Origin of the sequence: Glycocaulis albus (assembly GCF_014639075.1) — a bacterium.
Classification (GTDB): Bacteria; Pseudomonadota; Alphaproteobacteria; order Caulobacterales; family Maricaulaceae; genus Glycocaulis; species Glycocaulis albus.
Window position 1 is genome coordinate 80,883 of sequence record NZ_BMFS01000002.1, and the last position, 21,702, is coordinate 102,584.

General features: G+C 61.6%; 26 protein-coding genes and 1 tRNA gene. 23 read left to right on the forward strand and 4 right to left on the reverse strand.

The features are described 5' to 3' along the window. The first annotated feature begins 43 nt into the window (after positions 1-43). From IEV75_RS02675 to IEV75_RS02705, 7 genes are all read left to right on the forward strand, one after another. Positions 44-1,180, forward strand: coding sequence for an isobutyryl-CoA dehydrogenase (locus IEV75_RS02675; RefSeq protein WP_188451012.1), 1,137 nt, complete (start codon positions 44-46; stop codon positions 1,178-1,180). Positions 1,181-1,250: 70 nt separating this feature from the next. Beyond that, the gene (locus IEV75_RS02680) at positions 1,251-1,508 is read left to right on the forward strand and encodes a type II toxin-antitoxin system Phd/YefM family antitoxin (RefSeq protein WP_188451013.1); all 258 of its coding nucleotides are present in this window, start codon (positions 1,251-1,253) and stop codon (positions 1,506-1,508) included. Then, positions 1,505-1,912, forward strand: coding sequence for a type II toxin-antitoxin system VapC family toxin (locus tag IEV75_RS02685; RefSeq protein ID WP_188451014.1), 408 nt, complete (start codon positions 1,505-1,507; stop codon positions 1,910-1,912). Before IEV75_RS02680 ends, IEV75_RS02685 begins: the two co-directional genes overlap by 4 nt. A gap of 25 nt (positions 1,913-1,937) precedes the next feature. Next, the gene (locus IEV75_RS02690; protein ID WP_188451015.1) at positions 1,938-2,987 is read left to right on the forward strand and encodes an enoyl-CoA hydratase/isomerase family protein; all 1,050 of its coding nucleotides are present in this window, start codon (positions 1,938-1,940) and stop codon (positions 2,985-2,987) included. A 30-nt stretch (positions 2,988-3,017) separates the two neighbouring features. Then, positions 3,018-3,914, forward strand: a complete 897-nt coding sequence (mmsB, locus tag IEV75_RS02695) for a 3-hydroxyisobutyrate dehydrogenase (protein ID WP_188451016.1) — start codon at positions 3,018-3,020, stop codon at positions 3,912-3,914. A gap of 132 nt (positions 3,915-4,046) precedes the next feature. Then, complete coding sequence (hemA, locus tag IEV75_RS02700) at positions 4,047-5,261, forward strand: 5-aminolevulinate synthase (protein ID WP_188451017.1); 1,215 nt, start codon at positions 4,047-4,049, stop codon at positions 5,259-5,261. Continuing rightward, entirely contained in the window at positions 5,261-5,506 is a 246-nt protein-coding gene (locus IEV75_RS02705; protein WP_373290502.1) for a DUF6898 family protein, read from the forward strand. Before hemA ends, IEV75_RS02705 begins: the two co-directional genes overlap by 1 nt. Before the next feature lie 16 nt (positions 5,507-5,522). Here the strand turns inward: IEV75_RS02705 and IEV75_RS02710 are convergent, their stop codons facing one another. Then, positions 5,523-5,951, reverse strand: coding sequence for a Ros/MucR family transcriptional regulator (locus tag IEV75_RS02710; RefSeq protein WP_188451018.1), 429 nt, complete (start codon positions 5,949-5,951; stop codon positions 5,523-5,525). Between the two features lie 252 nt (positions 5,952-6,203). Between IEV75_RS02710 and glyA the strand changes: the two genes are divergently transcribed. From glyA to IEV75_RS02760, 10 genes are all read left to right on the forward strand, one after another. Next, positions 6,204-7,508: a serine hydroxymethyltransferase gene (glyA, locus tag IEV75_RS02715; protein WP_188451019.1), complete on the forward strand. Its 1,305-nt coding sequence runs from the start codon at positions 6,204-6,206 to the stop codon at positions 7,506-7,508. An 11-nt stretch (positions 7,509-7,519) separates the two neighbouring features. Further along, a complete protein-coding gene (gene nrdR, locus IEV75_RS02720; RefSeq protein WP_127566954.1) occupies positions 7,520-8,002 on the forward strand; it encodes a transcriptional regulator NrdR in 483 nt (160 codons plus the stop codon). Next, positions 8,002-8,667 carry a RibD family protein gene (locus tag IEV75_RS02725; RefSeq protein ID WP_188451020.1) on the forward strand — a complete coding sequence of 222 codons (666 nt, stop codon included), beginning with the start codon at positions 8,002-8,004 and terminating at the stop codon, positions 8,665-8,667. Before nrdR ends, IEV75_RS02725 begins: the two co-directional genes overlap by 1 nt. A gap of 16 nt (positions 8,668-8,683) precedes the next feature. Further along, entirely contained in the window at positions 8,684-9,301 is a 618-nt protein-coding gene (locus IEV75_RS02730; RefSeq protein WP_188451021.1) for a riboflavin synthase, read from the forward strand. Beyond that, on the forward strand, positions 9,301-10,416 hold the full coding sequence (ribB, locus tag IEV75_RS02735) for a 3,4-dihydroxy-2-butanone-4-phosphate synthase (protein ID WP_188451022.1): 1,116 nt from the start codon (positions 9,301-9,303) through the stop codon (positions 10,414-10,416). Before IEV75_RS02730 ends, ribB begins: the two co-directional genes overlap by 1 nt. A 26-nt stretch (positions 10,417-10,442) precedes the next feature. After that, entirely contained in the window at positions 10,443-10,880 is a 438-nt protein-coding gene (locus IEV75_RS02740; protein ID WP_188451023.1) for a 6,7-dimethyl-8-ribityllumazine synthase, read from the forward strand. Continuing rightward, positions 10,881-11,366 (forward strand): transcription antitermination factor NusB, encoded by a 486-nt coding sequence (gene nusB, locus IEV75_RS02745; protein ID WP_188451024.1) that lies wholly within the window; start codon positions 10,881-10,883, stop codon positions 11,364-11,366. Next, positions 11,366-12,349, forward strand: coding sequence for a thiamine-phosphate kinase (gene thiL, locus IEV75_RS02750; protein ID WP_188451025.1), 984 nt, complete (start codon positions 11,366-11,368; stop codon positions 12,347-12,349). The genes nusB and thiL overlap by 1 nt, the downstream gene beginning before the upstream one ends. 24 nt (positions 12,350-12,373) lie before the next feature. Further along, positions 12,374-12,856, forward strand: coding sequence for a hypothetical protein (locus IEV75_RS02755; RefSeq protein ID WP_188451026.1), 483 nt, complete (start codon positions 12,374-12,376; stop codon positions 12,854-12,856). A 144-nt stretch (positions 12,857-13,000) separates the two neighbouring features. Beyond that, positions 13,001-15,172: a sodium-translocating pyrophosphatase gene (locus tag IEV75_RS02760; RefSeq protein ID WP_188451027.1), complete on the forward strand. Its 2,172-nt coding sequence runs from the start codon at positions 13,001-13,003 to the stop codon at positions 15,170-15,172. Between the two features lie 106 nt (positions 15,173-15,278). Here IEV75_RS02760 and IEV75_RS02765 read toward each other — a convergent pair whose 3' ends face one another. Continuing rightward, positions 15,279-15,782 carry an outer membrane protein assembly factor BamE gene (locus IEV75_RS02765; RefSeq protein ID WP_188451028.1) on the reverse strand — a complete coding sequence of 168 codons (504 nt, stop codon included), beginning with the start codon at positions 15,780-15,782 and terminating at the stop codon, positions 15,279-15,281. A 121-nt stretch (positions 15,783-15,903) separates the two neighbouring features. Here IEV75_RS02765 and IEV75_RS02770 point away from each other — a divergent pair, with 121 nt between their 5' ends. The 6 genes from IEV75_RS02770 to IEV75_RS02795 all read left to right on the forward strand — a co-directional run bounded on the left by IEV75_RS02770 (position 15,904) and on the right by IEV75_RS02795 (position 19,607). Then, the gene (locus IEV75_RS02770) at positions 15,904-16,443 is read left to right on the forward strand and encodes a ubiquinol-cytochrome C chaperone family protein (RefSeq protein WP_188451029.1); all 540 of its coding nucleotides are present in this window, start codon (positions 15,904-15,906) and stop codon (positions 16,441-16,443) included. Positions 16,444-16,560: 117 nt separating this feature from the next. Continuing rightward, entirely contained in the window at positions 16,561-17,637 is a 1,077-nt protein-coding gene (plsX, locus tag IEV75_RS02775) for a phosphate acyltransferase PlsX (protein WP_188451030.1), read from the forward strand. Then, positions 17,634-18,596: a beta-ketoacyl-ACP synthase III gene (locus tag IEV75_RS02780; protein WP_188451031.1), complete on the forward strand. Its 963-nt coding sequence runs from the start codon at positions 17,634-17,636 to the stop codon at positions 18,594-18,596. Before plsX ends, IEV75_RS02780 begins: the two co-directional genes overlap by 4 nt. A gap of 81 nt (positions 18,597-18,677) precedes the next feature. Further along, positions 18,678-18,980 (forward strand): integration host factor subunit alpha, encoded by a 303-nt coding sequence (locus IEV75_RS02785; RefSeq protein ID WP_127566928.1) that lies wholly within the window; start codon positions 18,678-18,680, stop codon positions 18,978-18,980. A 12-nt stretch (positions 18,981-18,992) separates the two neighbouring features. After that, positions 18,993-19,436 carry a MerR family transcriptional regulator gene (locus tag IEV75_RS02790; RefSeq protein ID WP_188451032.1) on the forward strand — a complete coding sequence of 148 codons (444 nt, stop codon included), beginning with the start codon at positions 18,993-18,995 and terminating at the stop codon, positions 19,434-19,436. A gap of 94 nt (positions 19,437-19,530) precedes the next feature. Continuing rightward, positions 19,531-19,607: transfer RNA gene (locus IEV75_RS02795), tRNA-Pro, on the forward strand. Between the two features lie 81 nt (positions 19,608-19,688). On the opposite strand, the gene IEV75_RS02800 is transcribed toward IEV75_RS02795, so the two are convergent. Next, a complete protein-coding gene (locus IEV75_RS02800; protein ID WP_188451033.1) occupies positions 19,689-20,531 on the reverse strand; it encodes a hypothetical protein in 843 nt (280 codons plus the stop codon). Further along, entirely contained in the window at positions 20,528-21,670 is a 1,143-nt protein-coding gene (metC, locus tag IEV75_RS02805) for a cystathionine beta-lyase (protein WP_188451034.1), read from the reverse strand. The genes IEV75_RS02800 and metC overlap by 4 nt, the downstream gene beginning before the upstream one ends. Between the last annotated feature and the right edge of the window lie 32 nt (positions 21,671-21,702).

Sequence of the window (21,702 nt, forward strand, 5' to 3'; positions counted from 1 at the left end):
TCTCGCGTGCCAAAGACCGTAAGAGCTTGTCAGGAGGTTTGCCGTGAATTTCGAGCTGACGGAAGAGCAGGCGCTGATTCAGGACGCCGCGCGCAAGTTTGCAGACGACCGGCTGAAACCCAATGCCGCCCGCTGGGACGAGGAAAAGCATTTCCCGGTTGACGTGCTCAAGGAAGCCGCCGAGATGGGCTTTGCGGGCATTTATACGCGCGATGATGTCGGCGGTTCGGGCATGAGCCGCGTCGATGCCGCGCTGATCTTTGAACAGCTCTCGCGCGGGTGCGTATCCACGGCCGCCTTCATTTCCATCCACAACATGGTCAGCTGGATGATCGATAGCTGGGGCACGGAAGAACAGCGCCAGCGCTGGCTCCCGCGCCTCACCGCCATGGAGATTATCGGCTCCTACTGCCTGACCGAGCCGGGCGCCGGTTCGGACGCTGCCAGCCTGCGTACCAAAGCTGTGAAAGATGGCGACCATTATGTGCTGAACGGCGCGAAAGCCTTCATCTCCGGCGGCGGGGTGTCAGACCTTTATGTCGTGATGTGCCGCACGGGCGAGGACGGACCAAAGGGGATTTCCACAATCGTGGTGGAGAAGGGCACGCCCGGGCTCTCCTTTGGCGCAAACGAGAAGAAGATGGGCTGGAACTCGCAGCCGACAGCTGTCGTGACGTTTGAGGATTGCCGCGTGCCGGTGGAGAACCGCCTCGCGGACGAGGGAATGGGCTTTACCCTCGCCATGAAGGGCCTCAATGGCGGACGCATCAATATCGGCGCGTGTTCGCTTGGTGGCGCAGCAGAAGCCTTTGATCTTTCGGTAGCCTACGCAAAAGAACGCAAGCAGTTTGGCAAGCCTGTCGCGGCGTTCCAGGCGAGCGAGTTCAAGCTCGCCGACATGGCAACCGAGTTGGAAGCCTCGCGCCTCATGCTCTACCGCGCGGCGGCGGCTCTGGATGCGAATGATCCGTCAGCGCCAAAATACTGCGCCATGGCCAAGCGCTTCGCGACCGATCTTGGCTTCAAGATCGCCAATGATGCGCTGCAACTGCATGGCGGCTATGGCTATCTGAAGGACTATCCGATCGAGCGCATCGTACGCGATTTGCGCGTCCACCAGATCCTTGAAGGCACCAACGAGATCATGCGCGTCATCATCGCGAAGGATGTGCTGCGCTAACCCAAATGGATTCTGACCAGAATCTCAGCTATTATGGTCAGACTTCTGGTCAGAATTGACGGGTGCCACAATGAAGTATGTCGGCGTGCTTGAAGCGAAGACCCATCTCTCCCGCCTGCTCGACGAGCTGGAAAAGACGGGCGAGCCCATCACCATCACCCGACACGGCAAGCCGCTGGCGGATCTGGTTCCGTCACGGCAACCCCGGGAAAAAGTGCCAGCCCGTGAGCTGGTAGAGCGCTTTCGCGCCCTCGGCGCGACCATCCGGCCAGACCCGGTGGAGGATGCGCTCAGCTGGGAAGAACTTAAAGAGCTTGGCCGCTCTTGAGTGTTCTCGTGCTCGATGCGTCGGTGGCGATTGCGTGGGTGCTGCCCTCGCAGTCAACACCCGCAACGCAAAAGCTGCTCGCGCAATCAGATGATTACGAGCTGGCCGCGCCCTACATCTTCGTGTGGGAAGTGGGCAATCAGTTCGTCCGGTTTGCACGGCGGGGACTGATATACCGCGATGCAATGGACAATCTGGACGCATTAGGCATCCGCCTTTTCGCTCCGGCCTCGATCGACGACATTTTGGAGAGCGGTCACGGCGCACTGGCGGCAGGCCTCTCCCTGTTCGATTACGCCTACCTGTCGCTGGCGGTGACGCTGGACGCGCCACTTGCCAGCCGGGATGGCGGGCTGTTAGCAGCCTGCGGGGCGCTTGGTGCGCCCTTCATCGACCTCCGCTAGATGCAAGACAAGGAATTCCGGCCCGATGACCTCCCTCATAAACGCCCGCAAAGCCGGCTCTGTTGGCCGCATCACGCTGAACCGGCCCGAAGCGCTGAACGCCCTCAATCAGGAGATGGTGGACGGTCTGATCAAGGCGCTGCTCGACTGGCGCGAGGATGACGCGGTGAAGGCGATTGTCGTGGATGGCGCCGGCGGGAAGGGGTTTTGCGCCGGCGGTGATATCCGCATGCTCGCCGAAAGCGGAAAGAAGGGCGGCGCGGAAGCATGGAAATTCTGGCGCGATGAATACCAGCTCAACACGCTGATCTTTGAATACCCCAAACCCTATGTCGCCCTTATTGATGGAATCACGATGGGTGGCGGGGTCGGCATCTCGGTCCACGGCTCGCATCGTGTTGCGGGCGACCGGACCATGTTTGCGATGCCGGAGACGGGTATCGGCTTCCATCCTGATGTCGGCGGGGCCTATTTCCTGCCGCGCCTCAAGGGGGAAACCGGCATGTGGATGGGGCTGACCGGCGCGCGTCTCAAAGCCGCTGACAGCCTGGCGGCCGGGGTTGCCACGCATTATGTGCCGTCAGACCGGCAGGAAGCCCTCATCGCGGCACTGGAAAGCGCTGATCTCGACAATGATGGCGAGACGCTGGAAGACATACTCGAGACGCACGCAGGCGATCCGGGCGATTCGGAACTGGCTCATCTGGGCGGCCTGATCGATGCGGCCTTTTCCGGTGACGAGCTGGCCGTGATCAAGGAACGGCTGCAATCGGCGGGCGACGCCTGGTCAGCCAGGCAACTCTCTATTCTGAACAGCAAATCACCCAGCTCGTGCGCCATTACCCTGGCTGCGTTGCGCAAGGGTGCTGAGCTCGATTTCCGCGAAGTGATGGCGCAGGACCTGCGCGTTTCGATGCGGCTGCTGGTCGAAGGTTCAGACTTCTACGAGGGGGTGCGCGCCGTCATCATCGACAAGGACAATGCGCCCCATTGGGGTCCGCAGATACAGTCTGAGGCCGTAGAGGCCATGTTCGCACCGCTGGAATCAGACCGCGAACAAAGCTTTCTGGGCTAGACAACAACCCTAATCGCCGGAGGACACATCATGGCCGTGATTGCTTTTATTGGACTGGGAAACATGGGCTCCGGCATGGCCGTGAACCTGGTCAAGGCCGGCCATGAGGTGCGCGGCTTCGATCTCAATCAGGATGCGGTCGCTGCACTGTCTGCCAAAGGCGGCAAGGCGGCTGCCAGCGTGCTGGATGCGGTCAGGGGCGCCGACGCTGTCGTCACCATGCTGCCCGCCGGCAAGCACGTCCGCGGCATTTATGAAGGCGAGGAGGGGATCATCGCCCATGCCGGCGCCGACACTGTGCTGATGGACTGCTCCACAATTGACGTTGATTCCGCCCGCGCCGTCGGCGAGGCGGCCGCAAAGGCCGGGATCAAATTCGTGGATGCACCCGTGTCCGGTGGTGTCGCCGCTGCCGAGGGCGGCACTTTGACCTTCATGGTCGGTGGCCCGGAAGACGCGTTCGAGGCAGCAAAGCCTTATCTTGAGAACATGGGCAAGGCGGTTATCCGCGCTGGAGATGCCGGGGCAGGGCAGGCGGCCAAGATCTGCAACAACATGCTGCTCGGCATCCACATGATCGGCACGTGCGAGGCCTTTGTACTCGCGCAGAAGCTGGGCCTCGACCCGCAGCGCTTCTTCGATATTTCGTCGAAAGCATCCGGACAGAGCTGGTCCATGACGAGCTATTGCCCTGTGCCCGGTCCGGTGCCGGCCGCGCCGTCGAACCGGGGCTACAAGCCGGGGTTTGCCGCCCCGATGATGCTTAAAGATCTGCGCCTGGCACTGGAGACCGCCCGGTCCGCGGGCGCCGCTATTCCGCTGGGGGCCCATGCCGAGAAGCTCTACACATTGTTCACCGAATCCGGCGGCAGTGAGAAAGACTTCTCGGGGATCATCGAAATGATCGCCGCGAATAAAACCGAGTGAAATTGCGAAACAGTTTCAACTAGAAGGCGCGACAATCGGTCCGCCTTCCGGTATAGGTGAAACCGGTCCATATACCGCGTGTAGCAGCCCCGCCCCGACAGTCCGCCACGAGAGCGGTCAGGAGAACACGACATGGATTACGCAGCAGCATTCAAGGCGTCGGTCGCCCGGGTCCGCGCCGAAGGCCGCTACCGCGTGTTCGCCGACCTGCTGCGCAAGAAGGGTGAGTTTCCCAAGGCACGCTATCGCGCCGATGATGGCAGCATGCGTGAAGTGACTGTCTGGTGCTCCAATGACTATCTGGGCATGGGGCAGAGCGCGTGCGTTACCGGAGCCATGAAGCAGGCGATCGACGATGTCGGCGCCGGTTCCGGCGGCACACGCAACATTTCCGGCACGACGCATTACCATGTCGAGCTGGAGCGCTCGCTCGCTGACCTTCATCAGAAGGAATCGGCTCTGCTCTTCACCTCGGGCTACATTGCCAATCAGGCGACACTTGCCACGCTGGGCAAGATCCTGCCGGGCCTCATCATCTATTCAGATGCCCTTAACCATGCCTCAATGATCGAGGGCGTACGCCAGGCGGGATGTGAGAAACATGTCTGGCGGCACAATGATGTGGAGCACCTCGAAGAACTGCTGCGCGCCGCGCCGCTGGACGCGCCCAAGCTGATCGCGCTGGAGTCTGTCTATTCGATGGACGGTGATATCGGTCCGCTGAAGGCGGTCTGTGATCTTGCCGACAAGTACAATGCCCTGACCTATCTTGATGAAGTCCACGCCGTCGGCCTTTACGGCATGCGCGGTGCCGGTATCGCCGAGCGCGACGGGTTGATGCATCGCTTCGACATCATTGAAGGGACACTGGGCAAGGCGTTCGGCGTCATGGGCGGATATATCGCTGCTGATGCGGTAATCTGCGACGCCGTGCGCTCGGCAGCGCCGGGCTTTATCTTTACGACCTCGCTTGCTCCGGTGCTCGCCGCTGGCGCGCGTGCCAGCGTGGAATACCTCAAATCCTCCGCACACCTGCGTGACCAGCACCAGGAACGCGCGGCGACCCTGAAAGCCCGGTTGAAAGCTGCCGGCTTGCCGGTAATGGACTCCGAGACCCATATCGTGCCGGTTCATGTGGGTGACCCGGTGCTGTGCAAGCGGATCACGGACGCGCTCCTGGACGAGCACGGCATCTACGTTCAGCCCATCAATTACCCCACCGTGCCGAAAGGCACCGAGCGGATGCGGTTTACGCCGTCCCCTCTGCATACCGACGAGATGTTCGACCAGCTTGTTACCGCATTGCAGGCTGTTTTTGCGCGGTATGCGAACGCCCGGGTCGCGTGATGGTGGGCCGAGGCGGACTGCCCGGCCGGGAAATCATCTTTGAATATCAGGGGCTCGCCGACTCTGTTCGCCTCGCGGCGATAGATGCGGCAACCGGAACCGAAGTGGTCGTATTCGGCCCGGCCCGGTCTGCGCGCCACGATCTGGAACGCGTGGCCCTGCGCAAGCTGGCGCGGCGCCTGGGCCTTAATGCCGATGGATCCGAAAAAAAGCCCCGGCCGAAAGGCCGGGGCGTTATCGTCTAGCGTTAGTCGCGAGGACTTACTTGCGGGCTTTCCGGCCACCGCGGCCAAGACCGATTTCCTTGGCGAAATCGGAACGGCGGCGTGAATAGGCCGGCGCCACCATCGGATAGTCGGACGGCAGGCCCCACTTGCGGCGGTAATCGTCAGGCGACATGTCATACTGGGAGCGCAGATAGCGCTTCAGCATTTTCAGCTTTTTGCCGTCCTCAAGGCAAATGATGTAGTCGTCCGTGACCGAGCGGGAAACGGGAACTGCCGGCTTCGCCTTGGCTTCGGGCTTAGCCTCGCCGCCGCTCAGCTCGCGCAGAGCGCCATGCACCTGACGGATGATTTCCGGCACCCCGTCAGCAGAAATGGTGTTGTTGGCCACATAGGAAGCCACGATGTCAGTGGTCATCCGCAGTACTTCTTCCTGGTCGATCGGGGGAGTGTTGTCTTCGGTCATATTCATCACCTGACATTCGCTTCTGTTTAAGGGGACGCATTATGTAACTTGTGTAAACCGGTTTGGTTGCCCTAACAAGTATAGGTTCTGCCAATACCAGTAAGTTTATGCAGTAAAAGTATTTACCATTTCGCTAGGGCAGTGTGGTTCCGGCGTGCGGCTTTTCACCCCGCGCGGCGGTGTGTGGTTGTGAAGCGCTTCGCCAGCGCGTATCTCAGAAGCAACAGGCCAGCCGCAACGAGGGAGTCGCCGATGCCGGATGCAGCCCAGGAAGCCGCCAGCAATGGCTTTTTCACCGAAACGCTCGCCAGCCGCGATCCCGAGATTGCCAGCGCAATCGCCAAAGAGATCGGCCGGCAGCAGGATCAGATCGAGCTCATAGCCTCAGAGAATATCGTCAGCCGCGCCGTGTTGGAGGCGCAAGGCTCGCCCCTCACCAACAAGTACGCAGAAGGCTATCCCGGCAAACGCTATTATGGCGGCTGCGAGTTTGTCGACATTGCCGAGGAACTGGCGATTGAACGGGCCAAAAAGCTGTTCGGCGCAGCCTATGCCAATGTCCAGCCCAACTCGGGCAGTCAGGCAAATCAGGCGGTGTTCCTGGCCCTGCTGAAGCCTGGCGACCGTATTCTCGGCCTTGATCTCTCCGCGGGCGGGCATCTCACTCACGGGGCCCGGCCCAACATGTCCGGCAAATGGTTCGAGGCGCACCATTACGGTGTGCGCGAGAGCGATGCCCTGATCGACTATGACAAGCTGCGCGAGCAGGCTCTGGAGCTGCGCCCGCAATTGCTGATCGCCGGCGGTTCGGCTTACCCGCGCGATATCGACTTCAAAAAATTCCGTGCAATCGCCGACGAGGCCGGCGCGCTGCTTCTCGTCGACATGGCCCATTTCGCCGGCCTTGCCGCTGCGGGCGTTTACCCCAATCCGGTGCCGCACGCTGATGTGGTTACGACCACAACCCACAAGACGCTGCGCGGCCCGCGCGGCGGCATGGTACTTTCGCGTGATGCGGATATCGGCAAGAAGATCAATTCTGCCGTCTTCCCCGGCCTGCAGGGCGGCCCGCTCATGCATGTGATCGCCGGCAAGGCGGTGGCGTTTGGAGAAGCGTTGCGCCCGGAGTTCAGGCAGTATGCCGCCAGCGTGGTGGAAAACTGCCGCGCCATGGCGGGGGCTCTGTCCGATGCCGGGTACGCGCTGGTTTCAGGCGGCACTGACAGCCATCTGGCACTGATCGACCTGCGCCCGAAAAAGCTCACGGGCGACATCTCCGAGGCGGCGCTGGAGCGCGCTCACATGACCTGCAACAAGAACGGAGTGCCGTTTGACCCGGAGAAGCCGACGGTAACGTCCGGCCTGCGGATAGGCGCACCGGCCGGCACGACGCGGGGCTTCGGTGTGGCGGAGTTCCGCCGTATCGGCGAGATGATGGCCGAAGTACTCGATGCGCTGGTGGAGAATCGCGACGGCAATGCTGAGGTGGAAGGTCGCATCCGCGAGGAAGTGATTGCCATGTGCCGGCGCTTCCCGATCTATCCAGAACTTGGCTAGGAGCGAGCGTCTTGCGCTGCCCGTTCTGTTCCCATCCTGATACGCAGGTAAAGGACTCCCGGCCTTCCGAGGACGGACAGGCGATCCGCAGGCGGCGCCAGTGCCCGTCCTGTGGCGCGCGGTTCACAACGTTTGAACGCGTCCAGTTGCGCGATCTTCAGGTCATCAAGTCCGATGGCAAGCGGGTCCCGTTCGAACGCGACAAGCTGATGCGCTCGGTGCTTCTGGCTGCGCGCAAGAGCTCGATTGACCGTGAACGTATCGAACAGATGATCTCCGGCATTATCCGGCGTCTCGAAAGCAGCGGCGAGCCGGACATACCCTCGCGGCGTATCGGCGAACTCGTGATGGAAGGTCTGCGCAATCTCGATCCGGTTGCCTATGTACGCTACGCGTCGGTCTATCGTGATTTCCGTGAGGTGGCGGACTTCTCCGAGTTTATTCGCGGTGAAAAGCTGGGTGACGAGCTCGGCGAAGGCGAGGACGAGGCGTAATGGCGGGATTTGTTCATGTAACATTGAAACTGGCGACCTCGCTTGATGGCAAGATCGCGACATCGACCGGTCAGTCGCAATGGATAACGGGCGTAGAGGCGCGTGACGCGGTTCACGCCCTTCGGGCACGCCATGATGTCATCATGACCGGGATCGGCACCGTGCTCGCAGACGATCCGCGCCTGACCGTGCGGCCGGGTGGCGTAAAGGCGGCCCAACAGCCGGAGAGGGCGGTTCTCGATACCCGCCTTCGCATACTGCCCGGCGCGAAGCTTTTCGAGGAAGGCCCCGCCATAATTTTCCACGCATCTGATGATGAAGGCCGCGCCAAGGCCCTCAGCGCGAAGGGCGGGCGTCTGGTACGGGTCGAGAAGGGCGCCGACGGGCACGCGGACCTGCGCGCCGCCTTGCGCTATCTCGCGTCCGCAGGACATGCGCGCGTGTTGATCGAGGCTGGCGGCAAGCTGGCGGCATCGGCCCTCAAGGCCGGGCTTGTACACCGCCTTGAGTGGTTCCGCGCGCCGATGATCATTGGCGGTGACGGCATGGACGTGTTTGCAGCTTTGGGGCTTGGCAATCTGGCCAGCGCACCCCAATTCCGCCGCACATCGGTTCGCGTCATCGGGCGCGATCTGCATGAAAGCTACGAACGCGAAGGCAACTGACGGCAGGCCCCGACCCATGTTCACCGGAATTGTCACTGCCGTCGGCGAGCTGACCGCTCTCGAAGACGGGCCGGTGCGCCGTTTCACGGTGCGCGGGCCATGGCCCGCTGCCGGCCTGGCATTGGGTGCGTCGATCGCCCATGACGGGGTCTGCCTGACGGTTACGGACATCCAGGCGCAAGGGCAGGGCGCACTTTACCAGGTGGAGGTTTCGCCAGAGACACTCCGCCGGACGACGCTCGGTGACTGGAAGCCCGGCTCACGCATCAATCTGGAGCGTCCGCTGAAAGTTGGGGACGAGCTCGGCGGGCACATCGTGCAAGGACATGTGGATGGCGTCGGCAGCGTAGCATCGCGCACAGACACCGATGGCTGGATGGCATTGACCGTCGAGGCGCCCGCCGAACTGGCTCCGTTCATCGCGGAAAAGGGCTCAATCGCCGTTGATGGCGTCTCGCTCACCGTCAATGGCGTCAATGGCAGTGCATTTGACCTGATGATCATCCCCCATACGGCGGCGGTAACAACGCTCTCGCGCCTGCAGCCGGGCATGCGGGTAAACCTTGAGGTGGACATCATGGCGCGCTACGCCGCGCGCCTTGCCGCAACAAACGGCGCGAAGGACGGGAAGTGATGTCATCAAACGGGTTCAACCTGGCCTCGGCAGAGGAGATCATCGAAGAGGCCCGTAACGGTCGGATGTTCATCCTCGTGGACGCTGAAGATCGCGAGAACGAAGGCGATCTCGTCATCCCGGCGCAGTTTGCGACGCCTGACGCCATCAACTTCATGACCAAGCACGGGCGCGGCCTGATCTGCCTGACGCTGACGCGCGAGCGTGCCGAGGCCCTGCACCTGCAACCGATGACACCGCGCAACCGCTCACGCCACACCACAGCGTTCACCGTCTCGATCGAGGCGCGTGAAGGCATCACCACGGGCATCTCGGCCCATGACCGGGCGCGCACGGTTGCGGTGGCCATCGATCCCGCCACCGGCCCGGAAGACATTGTCAGCCCCGGCCATATCTTTCCTATCACCGCGCGTGATGGAGGGGTGCTCGTGCGGGCAGGCCATACCGAGGCAGCGGTCGACGTCGCCCGTCTGGCCGGTGCCAATCCGTCCGGCGTGATCTGCGAGATCATGAACGAGGACGGGACCATGGCCCGCCTGCCGCAGCTGGTTGAGTTTGCCGCCGCGCACAAGCTGAAGATCGGCACGATCGCGGACCTGATCGCCTATCGCCGCCAGCATGACCGCTTCATCGAGCGGCGGTTGGAAACCACCGTGGAAACCCGCCAGGGCGGGCCGTTCAAATTGATCGTATACCGTTCACTGGTGGATGCGGTGGAACACGTCGCGCTGGTAAAGGGCGATATCCGTCCTGGAGACACCCCGCTGGTGCGCATGCATAAGGTCAGCTTCGCCGATGATGTGTTGGGCGCGCTTGGCGGCCGGGCAGGGCTGGTTGAGCACGCCATTGCCGAGCTGGCAGCGCATGACGGGCCGGCCGTGATGGTGTTCATCCGCGAGACCAACCCCTCGGCCATCACCGAACGCTTTGGCGCCAATCCGTCCGATCCGCCGGATACCCGCGAGGCGCGGCGCTTGCGCGAATACGGCCTCGGCGCGCAGATCCTGATTGACCTTGGCATTCGCCGGATGGAATTGCTGACCACAACGCCCCAGACAATCGTGGCACTGGATGGTTACGGCCTTGAAATCACCAGCCAGCGCGAGCTTAGTTGAATTGACCTGTCCAGAAGGAGGCCGTGATGGCCGCTAGACCGAAACTCCTCATCATCGCGGCCCCGTTCTACGAGGACATTACCGAGCAGCTGGTTGAAGGGGCGACGGCGGCCCTGAGCGAGGCCGGCGCCGAGTTCGAGATCATCGAGGTGCCGGGCGCGTTCGAGATTCCCGGCGTGATCGCCATGGCCGAGGCCGGCAAGCATCCCTATGACGGCTATGTGGCACTGGGCTGCGTGATCCGCGGCGAGACAAGCCATTACGACTATGTTTGCGGCGAGTCCGCGCGCGGCCTGATGGATCTGTCCCTGTCAGGTGTTCCGCTCGGCTATGGCATCCTGACTGTCGAGAATATCCGTCAGGCCCGGGTACGCGCACATGTCAGCGAGAAGAACAAGGGCAAGGACGCCGCCGAGGCCGCCCTTGCCATGATCGCGGCCACCCAGCGTTTCGGGTCGCGTTAGATGAGCGAGACGTCTTCCGATACGCGTGCCCGCCTCCGCCGGTCGGCCCGGCTATCTGCCGTGCAGGCGCTCTACCAGATGGAGCTGTCGGGTACGGGCGCACGCGCTGTGGTCAAACAGTTCCGCGATCATCGCTTCGGTCATGATGGCGAGCCGGGAGAGTATATCGAAGCGGACGAGGACTTCTTTGAAGACCTTCTCGCTGGCGTCGTGCGCGCGCAGGACGATGTCGACAAGCTGACGGCATCTACGCTGAAGGAAGGCTGGAAGCTGTCGCGGCTGGACGCCACGGTGCGGGCAATATTGCGGGCAGGGGGGTATGAGCTCCTGCGGCGCGACGACGTGCCAACCCGGGTTGTCATCAACGAATATGTCGACATTGCCCACGCCTTCTTTGAAGGCCCGGAGCCGGCTTTCATCAATGCGTCTCTGGACGCCTTCGCCAAAGCCGCCCGTCCGGGCGGCGATGCCGCGCCCGGCAGCTGATGAGTGCGAATGGCGAGTTCGGATATATCAAAAGCCGCCTTGCTCCGCTGGCGGCGGGCTTCAAGGGCGCGCTCGGGCTTGCCGATGATGCAGCCCTTCTCTCCGTTCGCGCGGGCCGGGAACTGGTCATAACCGCCGACACGCTGGTTGAAGGACGCCATTTTCCCGGCGGCACCGATCCCGCTCTGGCAGCGCGCAAGGCGCTGCGCGTGAACCTGTCTGATCTTGCGGCGATGGCGGCAAGGCCCGTTGCCTACATGACCAGCATTGTCTGGCCGGCCAATGCCGGTGATGCGCTGCGCAATGGCTTCGCGGACGGTCTGGCGAGGGATCAGGAAGAGTTCGGTGTAACACTGATAGGCGGCGACACAACGTCGGCCGACGGGCCTTGGGTGATCGCGGTGACCGCTTTTGGCGAGGTGCCGGCCGGTCAGGCGGTCACGCGGTCAGGCGCCAGGCCCGGGGACTGCCTTGTCGTCACGGGCACAATCGGGGATGCGGCGCTCGGACTGAAGGTGGAAACCGGTGACTACCAGCCCGATGCCACTGACCGGGCGTACCTGCTCGAACGGTTTCAGCTCCCGGTCCCACGCCTGGCGCTGGCCGACGCGCTCCACGCCCATGCGCACGCAGCCATCGATATCAGCGACGGCCTTGTCGCCGACTGCCGCCATCTGGCAACGGCCAGCGGCTTGTCGCTCGACATCCACCTTGATGCCCTGCCTCTGTCGCCAGCCGCGGGCCGCTGGCTGGACGAACAGGATGATACACAGGCGGCCCGGCTGGCCCTGGCAAGCTTTGGGGATGATTACGAGCTGGCCTGTGCGATCCCCGAAGCACGCGTTGACACCTTCCTTGCCGATATCCGTAAAACAGGCGTCGACGCGACCGTCGTCGGCCGCTTTTCGGCAGGCAGCTCGTTTTCGGTGGCCATGGATGGATCGATTGTCGAGCCGGGAGCCGGCGGATTCACGCATTTTTGACAGGTCAGCGATTATGCTGACCCCATGAAATACCTCGCCATCATCGTTGCCTCGATTGCACTCCTCTCGCCTTCGGCGCTGGCCGCACCGCCGGCCGAACACACCGAAGCGCCGGCCCTGGTCGTGCCCAATGATCTGCGCGAACTGGCAACACAGGCCGGCGAGCGCCTGGCACCGCCCGACACACCGCATCTCGATTTGCCGTCGATCACCGTTCCACTCGTGGAGAACGGTCGTCTGGCCGGATATTCATTCCTGAATGTCCGCCTGCACCTGAATGATGAAACAAGCATTCCCGAAATCCGCCAGCGGCTTCATTTTCTGATGCACGACCTGGTCGCGCTGGCCCATGCCCATCCGTTCACGCTGATATCGCGCGACGATTTTTCTACCGGCGACACCTATGAGCGCTGGGATCAGGCAATCAATACCCGGCTCGGCGACGGGGTGGTCACAGAACTCGAACCGCTGGCAGCCGGCATCCGGCTGCAGCGCCGATATCGCTAGCCCCTAACACCGATTGCGCCGCTCCACCCCATTGGGCATAGTCCGCCCGTCAATGGGAGGGGCTGCGGGCGATGCGATTCGTTGCTTTCGCCATATGTGCGGCCATTCCCCCTCAAAAAAGAACGCTAAACGGGGAAACCAATTATGAGCATTGAGCTGTGGCTATGGCTGGTCATCGGGGCCGGCATACTGGCCCTGATCTATGGCGCGGTGACCGTCCGCTCCATTCTGTCCGCAAGTCCGGGCAATGAACGCATGCAGGAAATCGCAAAGGCAATCCAGGAAGGCGCAAATGCCTATCTGAAGCGTCAGTACACCACGATTGCGATCGTGGGCGCGGTGGTTTTCGTCGCCGTCTTCTTCCTGCTGGGCTGGCAGGTTGCTGTCGGCTTCCTGATCGGGGCGATCCTGTCCGGCGTGGCGGGCTTCATCGGCATGCTGGTATCGGTACGGGCCAATGTGCGCACCACGGAAGCGTCGCGCACCGGCCTCGCCGCTGGCCTGTCCATGGCTTTCAAGTCCGGTGCCGTAACCGGCATGCTCGTGGCCGGTCTCGCCCTTCTGTCAGTGGTCGTCTACTACTTCCTGCTGACCGGGGTCATGGGATTCGAGCCTGTTAGCCGCACAGTCATCGACTCGCTCGTCGCTCTTGGCTTTGGTGCCTCACTCATCTCCATCTTCGCCCGTCTGGGCGGCGGCATCTTCACCAAGGGTGCAGATGTCGGCGGCGACATGGTCGGCAAGGTGGAAGCGGGTATCCCCGAGGACGACCCCCGCAACGCCGCCACCATCGCCGACAATGTCGGCGACAATGTCGGCGACTGCGCGGGCATGGCTGCCGACCTGTTCGAGACCTATGCGGTGACAGTGGTTGCCACCATGGTGCTGGCCTCGATCTTCTTCCGCGGCCTGGCCGGCGACGTTGGCGTCGACACGATGATGATCTACCCGCTCGCCATTGGCGGCGTGTGCATCATCGCCTCGATCATCTCCACCTATTTCGTCCGTCTGGGCAAAGGCTCGCGCAATGTGATGGGCGCGCTCTACAAGGGCTTCGTCGCCTCTGCCGTCCTGTCACTCGTCGGTGTGGGTGTGGTGACCTGGTCGATGATCGGTTTTGATACCGACATCACCACCGCGGGCGGAGTCAGCTTCAATGGCCTCGACCTCTTCCTGTGCGGCGTCGCAGGCCTGCTGGTTACCGGCGCGATCGTCTGGATCACCGAGTACTATACCGGCGTCGATTTTCGCCCGGTGAAGTCGGTGGCCAAGGCATCCGAGTCCGGTCACGGGACGAACGTTATCCAGGGTCTGGCGGTCTCGCTTGAATCGACCGCTCTGCCCGCGCTGACGATCATTGTCGGCATTCTCGTCACCTTCAACCTGGCCGGCCTGTTCGGCATCGCGATTGCCGTAACGACAATGCTCGCCCTTGCCGGCATGGTCGTGGCGCTCGACGCTTTCGGTCCGGTTACCGACAATGCGGGTGGCATCGCCGAGATGGCCGATCTGGACAGCTCTGTGCGTGACACGACCGACACGCTTGATGCGGTCGGCAACACCACCAAGGCTGTCACCAAGGGCTATGCCATTGGCTCGGCGGGTCTGGGTGCGCTGGTGCTGTTCGCCGCCTTCACCGAGGATCTGAGCTATTTCGCCGCCAATCCGGCTGAATATCCGTTCTTCGCCGGGGTCGCTGTCGATTTCGCCCTGTCCAACCCATATGTCGTTGTGGGCCTCTTCTTCGGCGGGCTGCTGCCCTTCCTGTTTGGCGGCATGTCAATGATGGCCGTGGGCCGGGCTGCCGAAGCGGTGGTGGCCGAGGTGCGCCGCCAGTTCCGCGAAAATCCGGGCATCATGACCTTCGAGACGAAGCCGGACTATGGCCGGGCAGTCGACATGCTTACCCGTGCGGCCATCCGTGAGATGATCGTACCGTCCTTGCTTCCGGTGCTCTCACCCATCGTGCTGTTCTTCGTGATCTGGTTTGTCGGCGGTGCCGAGCTCGGCTTCAACGAAGCGGGCAAAGCCGATGCGCTGGCCGCTGTTGGCGCCATGCTTCTCGGCGTGATCGTGACCGGCCTGTTCGTGGCCATCTCGATGACCTCGGGCGGCGGGGCCTGGGACAATGCCAAGAAGTATATCGAAGACGGCAATCATGGCGGCAAGGGCTCGGAGGCCCACAAGGCGGCCGTCACCGGTGATACCGTCGGCGATCCCTACAAGGACACGGCAGGCCCTGCCGTGAACCCGATGATCAAGATCACCAACATCGTGGCCTTGCTCCTCCTGGCCGTTCTGGCAGGCGCAGCCTGACGGAAATCAGCCCATGAAAATGAAAAGCCCCGGCAGCGATGCCGGGGCTTTTTTGTGTGCGCGATGGAGTTGGAAATACTGCGCAGCCTGACAATCTGTCTGCTGTCTAGTCGTTGCGCCGCGGTCCGCCGGCACCGCCCGGCAGGTTCTCCTGCCCGCCAAGCTGATCGGTCGGCAGACGGCCGACATTGCCCAGCACCTGTTCCAGCAGCGTCAGCTCGCGGCCACGTGTTGGCGTGGTCCGGGCGACATAATTCACCTGCCGGGAATCGGACACGTCGTACTCGGTCACTTCAGCCACCGTGCCTTCATCGTCAAACCGGACCGCAATTACCCGGCGGGCCAGCGTGTTGGGACGCAGATAGGCGAGATACTCGCGCGTGTCTGTGATGTAGTACCAGGTATTCTCTTCAAAAGTCCCGCGCACGGACGGGCTGCCGAGCGTCGCCAGCAGCGTGGCCTCGGTGTCTTCTCCGACCTGGATTTCCGGGACCTCGCCATCGGTATAGCGATAGCCGTGAGTCCGCAGGGTCGGATTGCAGGCCGTCAGCACGATCGCGCCGAGCGTCACGCCTGCGACGGTCAGCATTCGCATGGATTTGCGGTTCATGAGCGTTCTGGCCTCCATAGCCTTGCCTGCAGGTGCGTCCAAGCGCCTACTGGCGCGCGTGTCCCTTTTGACCTAACTGTCGCGCATCCTAGCGTCTAGTCCCGCCGTCAGGGAGTGCCAAATGCGATTTTCGCTGAATCTGTTCCGTCCCGATCCGGTGAAGGCCCGTGCAGCACAGCTCTACCAGGCCGTTCTGACCGAAGCGCGCAAGCCCCGCCTGTACGCGGATCTGGGTGCGCCGGATACTGTCGACGGCCGTTTCGACATGATCATTCTGCATGCTGCGTTGGTGATGCGCCGGCTGCGAGACGAGGGCGAGAGCGGCCAGAAGCTGGCTCAGGCCCTGTTCGGCAGGCTGTTTGACGACATGGATGCGGCCCTGCGCGAAATGGGCATAGGTGATATGAGCGTTGGCAAGAAGATCAAGGCCATGGCTGAAGCCTTCTATGGCCGGGCGGCCGCCTATGACGCTGCGCTAAAGTCCGCGGACTCCGGCCAGATGAAGGCCGTCCTCTGGCGCAACCTGTTTGATGACGCGCCGGACGGTGAACCTGCCGCCGAAGCGCTCGCCGGGCACGCCTTCGAGGCAGACCGCCAGATTCAGGCCATGCCCGCAGAAGAACTGCTCGAAGGCCGGTTGACGGCGCTCGCAGCCGCCTGACAGCCGAGCGGCGATGTTGCATCGCTCCGGTCAATCGGTAAGTTGCGGGCCTTCGCTCCGGCTGGGACCTTTTTTGGGAACCGGAGTGGGACAGGATTTACGTTTCCGGATCCCTTTATGAGTTCAGAGCTGGTACTTTCTCTTGATGCCATGGGCGGCGATCACGCGCCGGGCATAGTCGTCGATGGCGCGGCCGCTTTCCTGAAGGGGCGGCGCAGAAAAGTGCGTCTGCTGTTTCATGGTGACGAAGTCCAGCTGCGTCCGCTGATCGCAGCCCACCCCGAGCTTGCCGCCATCGCCGACATTCGTCACACGGACAGCGAGGTGGACATGTCCGCCAAGCCGTCAGAGGCAGTGCGCAGATCGCGCGGTTCATCCATGTGGAATGCGGTCCAGTCCGTGCGTGACGGTGAGGCGCAAGTCGCTGTGTCCGCCGGCAATACCGGCGCGCTGATGGCGATCTCCAAGGTGTGCCTCCGCATGAAGCCCGGTGTGCACCGTCCGGCGATCGCGGCGAGCTGGCCTGTGCCCAAGGGCTTCTGCACTGTCCTGGATGTCGGTGCGAACGTGGAATGTTCACCTGCCCAGCTCGTTGAGTTCGCGATCATGGGAGAGGCCTTCCACCGGGCTGTCCATCGCCGCGAGCGCCCCACAGTCGGGCTGCTCAATGTGGGGCAGGAAGAGCTGAAGGGTAATGACGTGGTCCGCGACGCAGACGCGCTCATTCGCGCCGCCGGGCTCGACATGGACTATCGCGGCTATATCGAAGGCAATGACATCTCCCTGGGCACCACTGATGTGGTCGTGACTGACGGATTCACGGGCAATGTCGCCCTGAAAACCGCGGAAGGGACCGCCCGGCTGGTTGCCGGCTGGCTGCGCGAGGCGCTGACCAGCTCCTTCATTGCCAAGATCGCCGCCGGCCTTCTGCAGCTGGGAGCACTCGACCAGCTGCGGTCGAAAATGGATCCCAATAATGTCAATGGCGGGGTGTTTCTGGGCCTGAACGGTGTGGTGGTCAAAAGCCATGGCGGTACAAATGCAGCCGGTTATGCGACCGCGCTGCGCATTGCGCTGGAAATGGCCGACAGCGCCTTCTTGAATGAGATTGAGCAGAACCTGACATTGCTGGAGGCCGCTCAGGCGCGCCTCTCAGCGGCACAAATGCCCGAAGGGCAGCAGGAGACCGCGTGACCGCTATCAGATCCCGCATCGCCGGCATCGGCACATATCTCCCAGAACACGTCATGCTGAATGCGGACATGGCCCGGTTCGTCGAGACCAGCGACGAATGGATCCGTGAACGCACCGGGATCAGCCAGCGCCATATCGCGGCCGACGGTGAGTTCACCTCCGATCTGGCGACCCATGCCTCGCGCGCAGCGCTGGCGCATGCCGGGATGGATGCAGGCGAGATCGACCTGATCGTCCTGGCAACCGCGACGCCGGACCTGACATTTCCGGCCACGGCCACGATGGTGCAGGAAAAGCTGGGTATCCGCCAGGGCGCGGCATTTGACATCCAGGCCGTGTGCTCAGGATTTCTCTACGCGCTCGCGACAGCGGACAATTTCATCAAAACGGGTCAGGCAAAAAACGCCCTGGTGATCGGCGCAGAGACATTCTCGCGCATTCTGGACTGGACTGACCGGACCACATGCGTGCTCTTCGGCGATGGCGCTGGGGCAATGGTTCTGTCGTCTGCCACGGAAGGCGAAGGGCTCATCAAGACGCATTTGCGCTCTGACGGGCAGTATTGCGACCTGCTTTACGTGGATGGCGGCCCGTCGCGCACCAAAACGGTTGGTCATTTGCGCATGCAGGGCAATCAGGTTTTCCGCCATGCCGTCGGCAAGATTGCCGGTTCCATGGAGGAACTCTCGGCGCTTGCGGGTATTCCGATCAGCGATATCGACTGGTTTGTGCCCCATCAGGCCAACCAGCGCATTCTGGAAGGCGTTGCCAAACGCCTCTCCATACCTGTCGAGAAGGTCATCTCCACGGTCGGCCAGCACGGCAACACGTCAGCGGCCTCAATCCCGCTGGCGTTTGACACCGCCGTGAAGGATGGCCGGATAAAGCGCGGCGATCTTGTATTGATGGAGGCGCTGGGCGGCGGATTTACATGGGGTGCGGCCTTAGCGCGATATTGACCGTAAACGTATGGTTAACATTGACCGCCGAGCCCGCTAGGGCATAACGTTTGTTATCGAATTTAATCCGGGGAGTATGCAATGACGGGCAAGACACTTACCCGCGCGGATCTGGCTGATGCCATCCACCGGGATATCGGCGTCTCGCGCCAGGAATCGGCGCAACTGGTCGAGGCAGTGCTCGACATGATTTCCGACACGCTCGTCAAGGGAGAGACCGTCAAGCTCTCCTCCTTCGGTTCATTCCAGCTGCGTGACAAGAACGGCCGTGTCGGCCGCAATCCGAAGACGGGCGAGGAGGTGCCGATCGACCCCCGCCGGGTTCTGGTATTCAAGCCTTCCCAGGTTCTGAAAGAACGCATCGATACAGCGCTGTCGAAATAAGGCAGGGCAGGAATGACGAAGTCCGCTGACGCATACCGGACGATTTCTGAGGCTGCCGCCGAGGTAGACCTTCCCACCCATGTCTTGCGCTTCTGGGAAACAAAGTTCGCCCAGCTGAAACCCGTCAAGCACAAGGGCGGGCGCAGGCTCTACCGGCCGCAGGATGTTACCCTGCTCAAGGGGCTTCGCCGTCTGCTCTATGCCGAAGGCTATACCATCAAGGGCGTGCAGAAATATCTGCGCGATAACGGCGTGGCGGCGGTCGCGGCGCTGGGCGAGGGCGGAGAGGTGGCAATCCCTGTAGCCGAGAGCCAAGGCACGGGCCAGACCGGCACGGGTGCCTCGGCTGAACCTTCACAGCCCGCAGCGGGCTCTCTTTCCGCCCTGAAGGCGGCCCTTGCCCGTGTGGAGCACGCCAAGTCCCGGCTCGATGCCGCGCTGGCTGCACGCGGTTAGTCCAGGCTGGAAAGCCGTGTTGCCAAGCCGGTAATCGCCAGCCTATAAGACCGCTCCTTTGCTCCACCCCCCTTGCGAAGGAACACGAAAGAGTCGGAGCGTAGCGCAGCCCGGTAGCGCACTTGTCTGGGGGACAAGGGGTCGTGGGTTCGAATCCCGCCGCTCCGACCACTTTCCCGTTTTGTCATGGTATTGGAATTTCTACCAATTCACAAAATACGTTGATCAAGAAAGTAGACGACATCTAACGAGTTAGTACCAACGGCCAACCGCTCTAATGGTGAAGTCAGAAACTCCAGGCAAACAAGGCTCATTATCGCCGTCGGCGAACAAAAGACGAACCCCCGTCCTGCTGGCGACAGGTAGCAACCTTACTGCTGGATAAAAAGCGTCCTCTAAGTATTGGAAATTGGCATTCAATGCCTTTATTTTTTCAAAAAATTTGATCGTATTTTCTCGTTTTGGCCCCGAAAGATATTGAAATAGCGCTTCCCTCTCCGAGCTAGATAAAAAAACCAAGTAGTTAATTGCAAATAATTCCTCCTCTAAGCCATTCTTTAGTGGAACTTTAAACTTTAATATAGGTGAGTTTAGTGTTTGATTTTTTGGATCATTGAATTTTTCGCCAATTACTCCATTGCCGACTATTTCCTCGGCACAACTCATAATCACGCATCCAGCCCACTCCTGACTGCCTTCAAAACGCACTAGGCGCGGGAATGCCTCACTAACGAAGATGTTTCTTTCGTCGTCCGCGAGGAAGTTGCCATAGGCTACTGCGCCGCGCAGTGGCATTCCTGCTTTTGCAGACAGCTCCAACAAATTAGAAACTGCAAATATAAAGTGGCCTATGTTATAGGGATCATTAGTTTCCCCTGAAACAAGAACTATTGAGTCGAATAGGAATTGAGAAAATATAAAATTCGGCCTCTTTTCTCCGTCGCCAATAGCCTCACCGAACGTTTCTTGTTTAGCTGAATCGATAAATTTTGAGTATTTTTCATGAATTTCGTCGAGAGGGCTACTCTCGAGCATTGCCGAAAATCCAAGGATATCAAGAAATGCAATCAGCCGATTCGCGAACATGTTTGTCATAGCGTAATCAGCGCCTGCTCCAGGTCGGCCCAGAGGTCTTCGATATCCTCCAGCCCGATCGACAGGCGCAAAAGCGCGCCTTCGGCCTTCCACGGCACGGCGGTGCGCCTGATCTGGCGGTCGCAGGAGAGCGCGAGGCTTTCGTACCCGCCCCACGAGAATCCGATCCCGAACAGTTTGAGGCGGTCCACAACCGCTTCACCCTCGCGCGCGCTGATATCCTTCAGGATGAACGAGAAACAGCCTGCGGCACCGGAGAAATCACGGGTGTAGATCCCATGATCCGGGTGTGAGGGCAAAGCGGGGTGCAGCACGCGGCTGATCTTCGGGTGCGCCTCAAGCCGCCGGGCGATCTCCAGCGATGCCGATTCAGCGCGTTCCAGCCGCAAGGGCAGGGTGCGTAGCCCCCGCAGTGCCAGAAACGCATCGTCGGGCGAGACATGCAGCCCGTATAGCTTTTCCCGGTCAGCAAGCCGCTTGGCTGCATCGCCTCTGGCCGCAACCGCCCCCATCAGGAAATCGGAATGGCCGCCGACATATTTGGTCAGGGCCTGCGCGGCGTAGTCGATACCCATCTCCAGCGGGTTCATGAGGATTCCGGCAGTCCAGGTATCGTCGACAACGGTCGGCACCCCGGCCTCCTTGGCCGCGCTGGCGATTGCCGGCACGTCTTGAAGCTCAAACGTCAGGGAGCTGGGTGATTCCAGCGCGATGAGGGCGGTATTTGCGGTAATGAGCGACGCAATCCCCGCACCGATGCGCGGGTCGTAATAGACCGGCGTCACACCGAGGCGCGGCAATTCCTCGTCGCAGAACCGCCGGACCGGCCCGTACACGCCATCGCTGATCAGCGCCTCGCCGGATCCCCTGATTGCAGTGCGGATGGCCAGCACCACTGAGGCGAGCCCCGAGGGCGCCAACGCACAGTGATCGGCCTCATAAAGCCCGCGAATCGCATCACGAAGCTCCCTGTTGGGAGCGACGCCGCCGCGGCCATAATGACGCCGCGAGCCTGTGGGTTCATATAGCTCCGACGTGGAAGGAGCCAGAACGGTGGAGGCGCGCTTGATTGCCGGGTTGACGAGGCCGTCGCCCTCATCACTGCGCCCGGAATGGATGATGCGCGTATCGCGTTTCATGTCGACGCCAGCGCTCCTCTTCGCTAAACCAC

Bases quoted from the DNA above. Each gene is read 5' to 3' on its own strand.
- IEV75_RS02680 (WP_188451013.1), top strand. From the start codon at position 1,251: ATGAAGTATGTCGGCGTGCTTGAAGCGAAGACCCATCTCTCCCGCCTG.
- IEV75_RS02690 (WP_188451015.1), top strand. From the start codon at position 1,938: ATGACCTCCCTCATAAACGCCCGCAAAGCCGGCTCTGTTGGCCGCATC.
- mmsB (WP_188451016.1), top strand. From the start codon at position 3,018: ATGGCCGTGATTGCTTTTATTGGACTGGGAAACATGGGCTCCGGCATG.
- hemA (WP_188451017.1), top strand. From the start codon at position 4,047: ATGGATTACGCAGCAGCATTCAAGGCGTCGGTCGCCCGGGTCCGCGCC.
- IEV75_RS02705 (WP_373290502.1), top strand. From the start codon at position 5,261: ATGGTGGGCCGAGGCGGACTGCCCGGCCGGGAAATCATCTTTGAATAT.
- IEV75_RS02710 (WP_188451018.1), bottom strand. From the start codon at position 5,951: ATGACCGAAGACAACACTCCCCCGATCGACCAGGAAGAAGTACTGCGG.
- glyA (WP_188451019.1), top strand. From the start codon at position 6,204: ATGCCGGATGCAGCCCAGGAAGCCGCCAGCAATGGCTTTTTCACCGAA.
- IEV75_RS02725 (WP_188451020.1), top strand. From the start codon at position 8,002: ATGGCGGGATTTGTTCATGTAACATTGAAACTGGCGACCTCGCTTGAT.
- IEV75_RS02730 (WP_188451021.1), top strand. From the start codon at position 8,684: ATGTTCACCGGAATTGTCACTGCCGTCGGCGAGCTGACCGCTCTCGAA.
- ribB (WP_188451022.1), top strand. From the start codon at position 9,301: ATGTCATCAAACGGGTTCAACCTGGCCTCGGCAGAGGAGATCATCGAA.
- IEV75_RS02740 (WP_188451023.1), top strand. From the start codon at position 10,443: ATGGCCGCTAGACCGAAACTCCTCATCATCGCGGCCCCGTTCTACGAG.
- nusB (WP_188451024.1), top strand. From the start codon at position 10,881: ATGAGCGAGACGTCTTCCGATACGCGTGCCCGCCTCCGCCGGTCGGCC.
- thiL (WP_188451025.1), top strand. From the start codon at position 11,366: ATGAGTGCGAATGGCGAGTTCGGATATATCAAAAGCCGCCTTGCTCCG.
- IEV75_RS02755 (WP_188451026.1), top strand. From the start codon at position 12,374: ATGAAATACCTCGCCATCATCGTTGCCTCGATTGCACTCCTCTCGCCT.
- IEV75_RS02760 (WP_188451027.1), top strand. From the start codon at position 13,001: ATGAGCATTGAGCTGTGGCTATGGCTGGTCATCGGGGCCGGCATACTG.
- IEV75_RS02765 (WP_188451028.1), bottom strand. From the start codon at position 15,782: ATGAACCGCAAATCCATGCGAATGCTGACCGTCGCAGGCGTGACGCTC.
- IEV75_RS02770 (WP_188451029.1), top strand. From the start codon at position 15,904: ATGCGATTTTCGCTGAATCTGTTCCGTCCCGATCCGGTGAAGGCCCGT.
- plsX (WP_188451030.1), top strand. From the start codon at position 16,561: ATGAGTTCAGAGCTGGTACTTTCTCTTGATGCCATGGGCGGCGATCAC.
- IEV75_RS02785 (WP_127566928.1), top strand. From the start codon at position 18,678: ATGACGGGCAAGACACTTACCCGCGCGGATCTGGCTGATGCCATCCAC.
- IEV75_RS02790 (WP_188451032.1), top strand. From the start codon at position 18,993: ATGACGAAGTCCGCTGACGCATACCGGACGATTTCTGAGGCTGCCGCC.
- IEV75_RS02800 (WP_188451033.1), bottom strand. From the start codon at position 20,531: ATGACAAACATGTTCGCGAATCGGCTGATTGCATTTCTTGATATCCTT.
- metC (WP_188451034.1), bottom strand. From the start codon at position 21,670: ATGAAACGCGATACGCGCATCATCCATTCCGGGCGCAGTGATGAGGGC.